This window comes from Mycolicibacterium agri (genome assembly GCF_002553505.1).
In the GTDB taxonomy this organism is placed as follows: Bacteria; Actinomycetota; Actinomycetes; order Mycobacteriales; family Mycobacteriaceae; genus Mycobacterium; species Mycobacterium agri.
On the sequence record NZ_PDCP01000031.1, the window covers coordinates 1 to 10,952 of the forward strand.

General features: G+C 67.2%; 12 protein-coding genes. 7 read left to right on the forward strand and 5 right to left on the reverse strand.

Annotated features, from left to right (window positions below; translation table 11 throughout):
* The first annotated feature begins 85 nt into the window (after positions 1–85).
* The 5 genes from CQY20_RS17625 to CQY20_RS17645 all read left to right on the forward strand — a co-directional run bounded on the left by CQY20_RS17625 (position 86) and on the right by CQY20_RS17645 (position 5,174).
* A complete protein-coding gene (locus CQY20_RS17625; protein WP_097941378.1) occupies positions 86–706 on the forward strand; it encodes a cysteine hydrolase family protein in 621 nt (206 codons plus the stop codon).
* Positions 703–1,707, forward strand: coding sequence for an amidohydrolase family protein (locus CQY20_RS17630; protein WP_133119080.1), 1,005 nt, complete (start codon positions 703–705; stop codon positions 1,705–1,707). The genes CQY20_RS17625 and CQY20_RS17630 overlap by 4 nt, the downstream gene beginning before the upstream one ends.
* Complete coding sequence (locus tag CQY20_RS17635; RefSeq protein WP_097941380.1) at positions 1,700–3,196, forward strand: aldehyde dehydrogenase; 1,497 nt, start codon at positions 1,700–1,702, stop codon at positions 3,194–3,196. Before CQY20_RS17630 ends, CQY20_RS17635 begins: the two co-directional genes overlap by 8 nt.
* Before the next feature lie 12 nt (positions 3,197–3,208).
* Positions 3,209–4,564 carry a dihydroorotase gene (locus CQY20_RS17640; RefSeq protein ID WP_097941381.1) on the forward strand — a complete coding sequence of 452 codons (1,356 nt, stop codon included), beginning with the start codon at positions 3,209–3,211 and terminating at the stop codon, positions 4,562–4,564.
* Positions 4,565–4,715: 151 nt separating this feature from the next.
* Positions 4,716–5,174 carry a hemerythrin domain-containing protein gene (locus CQY20_RS17645; RefSeq protein ID WP_097941382.1) on the forward strand — a complete coding sequence of 153 codons (459 nt, stop codon included), beginning with the start codon at positions 4,716–4,718 and terminating at the stop codon, positions 5,172–5,174.
* Positions 5,175–5,184: 10 nt separating this feature from the next.
* Here the strand turns inward: CQY20_RS17645 and CQY20_RS17650 are convergent, their stop codons facing one another.
* Both CQY20_RS17650 and CQY20_RS17655 read right to left on the reverse strand, forming a co-directional pair.
* Entirely contained in the window at positions 5,185–6,714 is a 1,530-nt protein-coding gene (locus tag CQY20_RS17650; RefSeq protein WP_443093920.1) for an AfsR/SARP family transcriptional regulator, read from the reverse strand.
* 196 nt (positions 6,715–6,910) lie between these two features.
* Complete coding sequence (locus CQY20_RS17655; protein WP_097941430.1) at positions 6,911–7,210, reverse strand: hypothetical protein; 300 nt, start codon at positions 7,208–7,210, stop codon at positions 6,911–6,913.
* A gap of 351 nt (positions 7,211–7,561) precedes the next feature.
* Between CQY20_RS17655 and CQY20_RS17660 the strand changes: the two genes are divergently transcribed.
* Together CQY20_RS17660 and CQY20_RS17665 are read left to right on the forward strand one after the other, a co-directional pair.
* Positions 7,562–7,966, forward strand: coding sequence for a hypothetical protein (locus CQY20_RS17660; protein ID WP_097941383.1), 405 nt, complete (start codon positions 7,562–7,564; stop codon positions 7,964–7,966).
* 3 nt (positions 7,967–7,969) lie between these two features.
* Positions 7,970–8,980 carry a prenyltransferase gene (locus CQY20_RS17665; RefSeq protein WP_097941384.1) on the forward strand — a complete coding sequence of 337 codons (1,011 nt, stop codon included), beginning with the start codon at positions 7,970–7,972 and terminating at the stop codon, positions 8,978–8,980.
* Positions 8,981–8,990: 10 nt separating this feature from the next.
* On the opposite strand, the gene CQY20_RS17670 is transcribed toward CQY20_RS17665, so the two are convergent.
* The 3 genes from CQY20_RS17670 to CQY20_RS17675 form a co-directional block, all read right to left on the reverse strand.
* A complete protein-coding gene (locus CQY20_RS17670) occupies positions 8,991–9,713 on the reverse strand; it encodes an SDR family NAD(P)-dependent oxidoreductase (protein ID WP_097941385.1) in 723 nt (240 codons plus the stop codon).
* A gap of 15 nt (positions 9,714–9,728) precedes the next feature.
* Entirely contained in the window at positions 9,729–9,923 is a 195-nt protein-coding gene (locus CQY20_RS34515; RefSeq protein ID WP_133119081.1) for a hypothetical protein, read from the reverse strand.
* A gap of 109 nt (positions 9,924–10,032) precedes the next feature.
* Positions 10,033–10,926, reverse strand: a complete 894-nt coding sequence (locus CQY20_RS17675; protein ID WP_097941386.1) for an RNA polymerase sigma-70 factor — start codon at positions 10,924–10,926, stop codon at positions 10,033–10,035.
* Between the last annotated feature and the right edge of the window lie 26 nt (positions 10,927–10,952).

A 10,952-nucleotide genomic window follows, 5' to 3' on the forward strand; every position in this document is an offset into this window, starting at 1 on the left:
GAAAGCCATACCCGACATCCCTGGGTGATTCGAAGCCTAAGGCCGACGACCCCAAACACCCTTCAAGAAAGGTAAGGAACCGCTGATGACGACCGCACAGGTGGCAGAGGGGCGGCCCGCCGTCGTCACCATCGATCTGCACCGCGGACACCTGGACCCCGCAGTGGCCACCATGCCGCTGGCCGCGGACGCGGCGGCCCGGGTCACCGAGGCGAACGCGAACCTGCTCGCGGGGGCACGCACTCGTGGCATCCCGGTCGTCCACGTCGTGACGAGCTACCACGACGTCTCCGAGATCGCATCGAACCCGTGGTGGGCACGCGTGGCCGGGACGAGCGCCACCCGCGCCAACGTGCTCAAGCATCAGTTGCCGGAAAGTCCTGGGCTGCAAGTCATGCCGCAACTACTCGACCCCGGATACGACATCGTCGTCTACAACAAGAAGCGGTACGATGCCTTCGTCGCCACCGAACTCGATCACGTGCTACGGTCCCGAGGCGTCGAGACCTTGCTGCTCACCGGCGTCAACACCAACAGTTGTGTGCTGGCGACGACCGTCGCGGCCAACTCCAGGGATTATCGTCCGATCGTCGTCGAGGACTGCGTGGACACCATGGACCCATCGCTGCACGATCCGGCGCTGGCGGTGATCCGGCAGGCGTTCGGCTGGACCGCGACGGTCAAGGAGGTGTTGGACGCGCTGTGAGAGTTGTCGATGTCCACGCGCACGTCATCCCGCCTGCGCTGGTATCCGCCATGCGGTCCGGCTCGGCGCCCGATGGCATCACAGTCGACGACACCGACGCCACATCGTGGGTCGTTCACCGGCAGGGCTATCGTTATCCACTGCTGGACGCGTTCCACGACGTGTCGGCCCGGCTGGCCCAAATGGACGCGGACGGAACCGATTTAGCGCTGCTGTCCGTCGCGCCACCGCTGTTTCTGTATTGGACCGGCGTCGACGGAGCAGCCGCGGCGGCCCGCACCATCAACGACGCCATCGCCGATATGGTCGCGGCGGCGCCGAACCGCTTCGCCGGTCTGGCGACGCTGCCCATGCAGGACCCCGCCGCGGCGGTCGCCGAATTGCGGCGCAGCGTCGGCGAACTCCAGTTGAAGGGCGCGCAGATCGGGCCGCACATCGACGGCACGCCACTCGACGACGAGTCACTGCGTCCGGTTCTGCGCGCCGCTGCCGAGCTCGGTGTTCCGCTGGTGCTGCACCCGTACTATGTCGGGTCGTCGCCGGGGCTGGATGACTTCTATCTGACCAATCTGCAAGGCAATCCGTGGCAGACCGCGGTGAGCGCGTCGCGGTTGATCTTCTCCGGAACGATGGATGCGCTTCCCGATCTCGACCTCGTGCTGGTGCACGGCGGCGGGCACCTGCCGTATCAGGTTGGCCGACTCGACCACGGATACCGCGTCCGTCCTGAGGCCAAGCAGCCGGCCCACGCGCCGAGCGAGTACCTGCGGCGGTTTCACTACGATTCGCTCACCCACAGCACGAACTCGACCAGCTGGCTCATCGAGCAGGTCGGCTGCGACCGGGTGATGTTCGGCACCGACGTCCCCTTCGACATGGCGGGCGGCACGTTCGCCGAACAGCTCGCCGGATTCACCGGCTCCGACGACGAACTGCAGGCGATCGCGTCAGGCAACGCTGATCGGTTGTTCGCCCTGACAGGAGGCACGCAGCGTGGCTGACCAACTTCTGCTGCACGTCGACGGCAAGGATCAGCCCGCCAGCGACGGCGGCGAGTTCGCGGTGCACAACCCCGCGACGGGGGAGCATCTCTACACGGTGGCCAACGGCACCGAAGAGGACGTGAACGGGGCGGTGCTGGCGGGCCGCGCGGCGTTCGACGACGGGCGTTGGCGGGCGATGCCGCCGCGGGAGCGGGCCCGCATCCTCAACCGCGCGGCGGTGCTGCTGGCCGAACGCGTCGACGAATACGCGCGACTGGAATCCCTGCAGATTGGGCGCACGCTGCGGGAGATGCGGGCACAGCTCAAGCGGTTGCCGGAGTGGCTGGAGTACTTCGCCGCGGTGGCCCAGACCGCCGAAGGCTCCTGCCCGGAGTTCGGCCCCGAGCACCTGAACGTGGTACGGCGGGTGCCGCTCGGCGTCGTCGGGTTGATCACGCCGTGGAACCACCCGCTGCTGATCACGATGAAGAAGGTGTCCGCCGCACTGGCGGCGGGAAACTCCCTGATTATCAAGCCAAGTGAACTCGGCCCCGCTGTGCCCGGGCAGCTCGTCGCGCTGCTGGAGGAGGCCGGTGTGCCGCCCGGCGTGGTGAACTTCGTGCCGGGATTGGGCCGCAGCACCGGCAAGGCGCTGACCGAACACCCGGGTCTGGCCAAACTGGACGTCACGGGCGGAACCGAAACGGGCCGCGTCATCGCGGCGGCCGCGGGCAGGTCGTTGATCCCGGTGACCGCCGAACTCGGCGGTAAGGCGCCGGTCATCGTGTTCGATGACGTCGACATCGACACCGCCGTAGCGGGTGCGCTGTTCGCCGCGTTCATCGCCACGGGCCAGACCTGTGTGCAGGGTGCGCGAATCCTGGTGTCGCGCAACATCTACGACCGGTTCCAAGAGGTGTTGGTGACGCGTACCCGGCAACTGAGGCTGGGCGATCCGATGGATCTGCAAACCCAGGTGGGTCCGTTGGTGTCGCAGGCTCAGCGGGACAAGACCGCCGCCGCCGTCGACCGCGCCCGCGAGCAGGGGGCTACCGTGCTGGCAGGAGGCCGGATCCCGGAGGGTGCGCAGTATGCGAACGGGTGGTTCTACGAGCCCACGATCGTCGGTGATATCCGGCGCGACCACGACCTGTGGTCCGAGGAAGTGTTCGGGCCGGTGTCGGTGATCGCGCCGTTCGACGGTGAAGACGACGCGGTGATGATGGCCAACGATTCACCGTTCGGTCTGGCCGCGTCGGTGTGGACGCAGAACGTCGGCCGGGCGGTTCGCGTGAGCCGTCGCCTCGATATCGGCATCGTGTGGATCAACGACCACCACCGCATCGATCCCGCTTCGCCGTGGGGCGGCTTCAAGGACAGCGGAATCGGATCCGAAAACGGCCTCGAGGCCTTCCGCTCCTACACCCGACAGCAGAGTCTGATCATCAACGCCTCGGACACCCCATTCGATTGGTTCGGGACGGATGAAGACCTGCGCTACTCCTAAAAGGAGCGAACCGTGAGTGAGGTAGACCTGCTCATCGCCGGCGGAACCGTCGTCACCCCGTCCGGGCGGCGGCGGGCCAATGTCGCGGTGCGCGACGGCCGCATCGCCGCCATCACCCAGGAGCGTCCCGCCGCCGGCCGAGTCGTCGACGCGTCGAACCTGCTGGTGATGCCGGGCGGCGTTGATACCCATGTGCACCTGATGGATCCAGGAGATCCCACGCGCGAGGACTTTCCGACCGGCACCAGCGCGGCGGCGGCGTCCGGGGTCACGACAATCATCGAGCATTCGCATGGTCGTCCCGTGCGGACGGTGTCCGATCTCGTCGACAAGACGCAGTATTTGGCCGATCGGTCCAACGTGGATTTCGGTCTGGCCGCGCACGCGTGGCCGGGTCAGGAGTCGGTCGTCGGCGAGTTGTGGTCGGCCGGAGTCGCGTTCTTCAAGGTGTTCACCTGCACCACCCACGGAGTGCCCGGACATGATGCCGCAGCGTTGCACGCCCACCTGCAGGCGTCGGCGCTGGCCGGCGCCATGAGTTTGATGCACTGCGAGGACGAGTCACTCACCGAGGCGGCCGAGAAGGTCTTGCGCGCACAAGGCCGCGACGACCCGGCAATCGTGCCTGAGTGGCGCAACCGCGACGCCGAACTGGTGGCCGCAGCGGTCGCCGCGTTGCTGGTGCGCCGGACCGGGGCGCGGGCGGCCGTCGCGCACGTCAGCAACGATGAAGTCGCCGATTACATTGCCGCCGAACGGCGTCGAGGCGCGACGTTGTGGGCCGAGGGTTGCCCGCAGTACTTCCTGCTGCGCGAGGACGAGGTGCATGAGCACGGCGCGTTGCGCAAGTTCACTCCACCGGCGCGGTCGCGAACCGACGATGACGAAGCCGCGCTGTGGCGGTTGCTGCGCAGCGGCGTGCTCACCCACATGTCCAGCGACCACGCGCCGTCCACGCTGGAGCAGAAGAACGTGGGCAGCATCTGGGAGGTGCACTTCGGGCTTCCGGGCCTGGACAGCACGATGTCGGTGCTGCTCGACGCCGTGGCCCGCGGCCACCTGTCGTATGAGGACATCACCCGGGTGTACAGCGAAGTGCCCGCCCGCACATACGGTTTGTGGCCACGCAAGGGACGGCTGGCGCCGGGCGCGGACGCCGACCTGATCGTCGTCGATCCTGCCGCCACCCGGACCTTGCGCAACGCCGATGTGCTCTCCAAGGCGGGCTGGACGCCGTTCGACGGCCGCACGGTGACTGGCAGGGTGGTGCAGACCTACCTGCGCGGCCAGCTGATCGCCGAAGAGGGCAAGCCGCGCGACGAGCGCACGGGCCGCTTCGTGCCCGGAAGCGGACACCGGCCGTCGTAGCTGTTGCCGCGGGCTTGGCTTCTGCCGTGAGTGTCGTCGTCGCGATTCTTCACGACCCTTTATGCAAAAGCGACGCCCGGCCTAGTCTGGAAGGCGGCGTTTCGAGTTCGCGGGGAGTTCTGCCGTGTGTCAATACTGCGGGTGCCGGGATATGCCGTTGCTGCGTGACTACATCGCCGAGCACGAACGGGTGCTGAATTACGGCGGTGCGGCGGTGCGCGCGTTGGACAGCGGCGAGCGTGATCGCGCCCGCGAGTGTCTGGCCGCGATGGACAACGAGTTGCGGTCGCACTGGCGCGGCGAGGAGAACGGGCTCTTCGCGGTGATGGCTTCCGACGATTTGTTCGCCGAGCACATCGCGCCGCTGGTGCGTGAGCATCGCGAGCTGGCCGCGCTGCTCGACTCGGTGGATCTCGACGTGCCTCGCGATCAGGACAGCGTGCGTCAGGCGGTCTTCGATCTGTATGCGCACATCGCCAAGGAGGAAGACGGACTGTTCCCGGCGTCGTTGACGGCTCTCGACGGCACGCAGTGGGACGCGGCGATGACCGCCTGGCAGGAGGCGCATCCCGGCTCAGCGATGATCGGCGGGGCCGGACCGGGCGGTTGATCTTGACGGCTCAAGCGTTCTGCGCTTGAAGCTCGTCGAATTTCGCGAGCGCGGAGTCGAGGTCTTCCTCGTCGAAAACCTCGACGCGACTGATGAGTTCGCCCTTCGCCTGCATGAGCTCGATGAATCGCCACTCCGCGTCGAAGGCTTCAGGGGCGGTGGCCTTGATTACGTTGGTGAAAACCGCCCCGCAGTCGTTGAGCCTGTGCACCGCTTCGATATATGCGCTGCCTTCGTTCTGATCGCGCGTCACCCGTACGTACGGTGTCAGATCTCCCGGGGCGAAGCCGATCCCACGACGATGGTCGGCGTTGACCCAGTCCGGCGTTGTCGGTGACAGGGGCCGCCGCCCAACCAATGCCTCCTCTGCCTGCAGCACAACGGTCCACATCTGTGAATGTGCTGCCGCTTCGCCGGCGATATAACGCGTCTCGAGTTCCTTGAACGCGGCCTCGACGTCGTCTGTGTCCAGCATGAAGATCGTCGAAATCTTGTTGTCGCGACCGACTTCGAGAACTACCGGCTCAGTCAGCGTCCACGGCTCGTGTGCTATCGCGTCCTGCAGCTCGATCGCCGCCGCAGCGGCGGCCGAGGGCCGGTCGAATACCGAAAAGGTCGCGTCGCCTTCACCGCGCGTCTTGATCAGCCGCCCGCCACGCGACGTCACGACGTGCTCGACGAGTTCGTCGTGGCGTGCCAGGGCGAGGGCCATCGCGTCGGCGTCGGCTTCCCATGCAGCCGTCGATCCTTCGATGTCGGTGAGAAGGAAGGTGACGGCGCGGGTGGTCGTCGAGACACGTTGTGCAACAGGCATATCCAATGCCGGGTCCTGGGACACGATGGCGGCTTCGAGCCGTCGCAGCTCCGGGCCCGGGTCCACGCCCAGCTGATCGGCCAACAGCGAGCGGGCCCGCTGATACGCGCCGAGCGCCTCACCCTGCCTGCCGGCTCGATAGAGCGCGAGCATCAGCTGGCCCCAACGCCTTTCGCGCAGCGGCGCGTCGGCGATCGCTGCTTCCAGCTCGCCGATGATCTCCGCGGCGCGACCGGTCGCCAACAGCGCGTCGGCGCGGTCCTCCACCAGCGCGGCATGGGCCTCGATCCACCGCGTCTTCTCGGAGAGCCCGCGTTGACCGTCCGGCAGTTCGGGGACACCGCGCCACAGCCGCAGCGCCTCTTCGAAGTGGGCGACGGCTTGGTTGGTGTTGCCTTCAGCCACGGCGGCGCGGCCCCTCTGCGCGGCGGTCTTGTAGCAGGACGCGTCGACGTCGGCGCCCGCCAGTGTCCAGCCGGCGCCCGCCGTCAGCACCACGCCGTCGCCGAGCGCACGACGCAACGACGAGATGTGGGTCTGCAGGGCCTTGGCCGCGGTGCGCGGCGGGTCGTTGCCCCAGAGCAGCTCAAGCAGTAGGTCCGCCGAAACCGCCGAGCCGCCGTGCAAACCGAGCATCGTGAGGATCGCGCGCGGTTTCGCGCCCGGGACGGCGACCGCCGCGCCGTCCTTCCGGACCTGGAGAGGGCCAAAAACCCCCAGCTCCACGGCTCGAAGCGTAACCACGTCGACATCGTCGGTGGGCCGATTCAACAGACGGTCAAGACCGAGTAAAGCCCCGCGACGCAAACCCTGTCCGCCACTGCCGATCGTCTGGTTTTTGCAAGGGCGGTCGTTGCTGGCGGCGATTCACGGACCCTGAGCGCGAAAAACGAGCGCAACCCCGCGACGCCAAAAGGCCGGTTTAGCCCAGCAGACCTCCGCAGCCGCCGGGCGGAGCCAGCGGCGGATTCATGCTGCCGTCGGGGATGATGCAGCGGATCGGCTGCCAGAACATGCCGAGGCGGAAGACGTTCAGCCGTGTGCCGTCGGGGAACGTCTTGCCCTCGCAGTACCCGCCGTAGCCCGAGCCGGAAAGGCCCGGCCCGTTGCCCGGACACCAGATCGGCGGGTTCGGGATGTAGGGGTCGAACTGGTCGGCCTGGGCCGGCGGCGCCAGTGTGATGGCCGCCAGGACTGCGGCGGCAACGATGAGTTTCTTCATCGGACTTGCTTTCTCATGCGGCAGCGTCACCGAGGACCACTGCCATGGCGTTTGATTTGTGGCGTGGCCGGCGACGAGACCGTCGAGCGCGACGACCCCAGCCCCGACCCGAACCAGAACTTACTCGATATTTGCCGAATTAATGCAGAATCAGCAAAGTACCCTGATCAACTCAATACACCAATTTGGATAGCAAATGAAATCACATCGCTGAAATCTGTAGATCGCGTATAAATCGGGAGAGAGGGCCCGTTGGTCGGGTACCAAGCAATACGATCCGGAAAGGGGTTCGGTAAGACGCAGGGGAGACGTATGTACAAGTCAGCAGCAGTGGCCGCTTCGGTCGGGGCAATGGCAGCAGGGGCGGTCGGCTTCGCCGGCCCTGCGTCGGCCGAGGAGCTCTTGCCCGGCATGTACAACGTCGTGACAAGCGGCGCGACCGCGCCGGGTATGGCGGCGGGCAACGCGCCGACCGCGTGGACCGTCCGCTCGTGCGGATCCGGCTGCGCGCAGATCATCGGCGACAACGCCCTGAAGTGGGATGCCCGCCTGAGCGACGGTCAATGGGTCGCCAAGGTCCATCGGCCGGACGCGGTCAATTGCAAGAACGGCACAGCGGCCCCCGGCTGGTCGGAGTTCACGCTGAACGCCGACACGCTGCAGGGCAACATCGTCAGCACCTCCGACGGCCCGGCGTGCGGCAGCCCGTCGCCGATCATCACGGGCCCGATCTTCGTCGTCATGGATCTGGCCTGACCAATGTCCGACGTCAAATCCCGTTCGCGGCTCTCGTCTTGGACCTACGCCCTGCGCACCACCAACCCGCCGCCCGACGGACCGGTCGACCTCGTCACCCGCTGGCTGGTGGTGACGCGGGCGGCGGTATTGCCGATGACGCTGGTCTCCGGTCTGGTGGCTGCGCTGCTGGCGGTCGGCGAGCCCGGCCTGGACTGGCGCTGGCTGGTGTTGGCGCTGATCGGGATCACGCTCGCGCACGTCGCCAACAACCTGATGAACGACCTGTTCGACACCCAGGTCGGCACCGACAGCACCACCTACCCGCGCGCCCTGTACGCGCCGCATCCCGTGTTGTCCGGTCTGGTCAGCCGTAAGACGCTGCTGGTGTCGATCCTTCTGGTCAACCTTGCCGACCTCGCGATCCTCCTGGTCCTCACGGCGGCGCGCGGCTGGCCGGTGCTGGCCTTCGCGCTGGCCGGCTTCGTCCTCAGCGTCGCCTACACCGCGCCGCCGCTGCGGCTGAAGAAGCACGGCCTCGGCGAGCCCGATGTGTTTGTCGTCTGGGGACCGTTGATGGTCTGCGGCACCTACTACTCCGCCGTCGGCACCGTCGGCTGGGACATCGTGCTGGCGTCCCTGCCGTACGGCTTGTTGTGCACCACGGTGTTGATGGGCAAGCACATCGACAAGATCCCGTTCGACGCGCCTCTCGGAATCCACACGCTACCAGTGATTCTCGGCGACCGCCGCGCCCGCGCCGCGACGCTGGCGATGATGGTCGGCTTCTACATCCTCGTCGCCGTGGCCGTCGCGCTCGGCGCCATGCCGTGGCCCGCGCTCATCGTCGTTCTCGCCATTCCGCGGCTGTGGAAGGTGTGGCCGCGGTTCCGCCGCCCACCGCCTGACGAGCCGCCGCCGGACTATCCGGTGTGGCCGCTGTGGTACGCCGCACTGGCCTGGCTGCACGTGCGTCAGGCCGGCGCTCTGCTGGTGCTCGGCCTCGCCATCGGCGCCGTGCTCGAGGTCGTCTGACTACAGCGCATCACACCGCGATTCCGCCGCCGTCGACGTGCAGCGTCGAGCCCGTGACGAAGCTGGCGCGCGGAGAGGCCAGGAACAGCACCGCCTCGGCGATCTCCTCCGGAGATGCAGTGCGGCCCAGCGGTAGTGACCGCCCCAGCTCTTCGTTCGTCTCGCCCCATTCGGCGACGACGCCCTCGGTGCGCGTTGGTCCTGGCGCCACCGAATTCACCCGCACACCGTCGGCACCGAATTCGACAGCCCATGTGCGGGTGAGTGATTCGAGTGCCGCCTTGGAGGCGCTGTATCCGGATGCGCTCGGCACTCCCTTGGCCGCGACCAGCGAGGTGACGTTGACGATGCTTCCGCGGCCACGTGCCAACATGCCCGGCACTAGTTGCGCCACAAGGTAATACGCGCCGCGCACATTGGTGTCGAAGATCGCCTCGAACGCCGCGATATTCTGGTCGACCGTCAGGGCGGACGGGAAGCTGGCGGCGTTGTTGACGACGATGTCGACGTCGCCCGCCTCACGCACCAGGTCAGCGACCGACTCGAGATCGGCGAGGTCGGCGCGGATGAACCGCACATCGCCGTCGATGCCTGCGGCGGCCTGCTCGCCGCGCAACGTGTCTCGGCCTGTGATGATGACCGACGCGCCCTCGCGTGCCAGCAGACGGGCCGCGGCCAGGCCGATGCCCGCCGTGCCGCCGGTGACCAACGCGGTCTGATTCGCCAATTCCATTGAGTGCTCCTCGTTTTAGCAGCTGGGGTCGACGAACTCGGTCGCGAAGCCCAGAGGGTGGACAAGTGATGTGCATTCGGGCGAAGCGGCCGAAGCGGTTGCCAGCGCGTCGATGAGCGTGGCCGCCGCCAGTGCGGCCGTGATCACGATCGATGCCAACAACATGCCGATCGCCCTGACATTCGACGGATGTCGGGAACGGGTTTGCATGATGAGCCTTCCGGTCGGTCCGCGGCGTCGTCGCCGTCGGTTCATCAGCTATGACCGGACGCGATGTGCGCTTGTGACGGTGGCAGGCGAGATCTGCGTCACGTGCCAGCTACAGCGGGGTGGACAGCCGGCTCAACTTCTCGGGCGCCAACACCCACAGCAACCGGTCGATGCCGTCGGCAGAAGTGCTGGCAGCCAGCAGGGCGATGACCTCGCCCGCGCGGGAGATCACCATGCAGTCCTGACCGTTGGCCTGAATCCAGTCGACCGAGGTATCGGTCCAGAACGTGGGGGAGAACGCCTTGAGGAACTTGGCCACCACCGTCTTCCCGCGCACGGGTACGCGGGAAGCGCCGCGCATTCCGTTGCCGTCGGTGTAGCTGACGACGTCCTCGGCCAGCAGCGCCTCCAGCCGCTGCAGATCGCCCTGCTGCGCGGCCGCCACGAGCGCCTCCAGCAGCCTCTTCTGCTCAGCCGAATCCACCGGAGCGCGACGCTCGGCGGCGATGTGCTTGCGGGCGCGCGACACCAGCTGGCGCGCGTTGTCCGCTTTGACCTGCAGGACGTCGCCGATCTGAGCGTAGGGGTAGTCGAACGCCTCGCGCAGCACGTAGGCGGCCCGCTCGGTGGCGGGCAGCCGCTCGAGAAGCATGAGCGTGACCAACTCGAGCGCCTCGCCGCGTTCGGCGCCCAGTTGCGGATCGGAGCTGGTGTCGATCGGCTCGGGAAGCCATGGGCCGATGTAGGTTTCGTGCCGCGCGCGCGCCGACTGCAGCGCGTTGATGCACAACCGCGTGGTGGTCGTCGCGAGGAACGCCGCAGGGTCGGCGACCGTGCTGCGATTGTAGTTCTGCCAGCGCAGCCAGGCGTCTTGCACGATGTCCTCGGCCTCGGTGCGGCTGCCGAGCATGCGGTAGGCGATGCCGAACAGACGGCCACGAACGGCGATGAAATCCTCTGTCGCCTGGTCGAGACCGGATGACGCGCCGTCGCCCGCAGTCATCTGATCATCCAAGCACAGCAACGCAT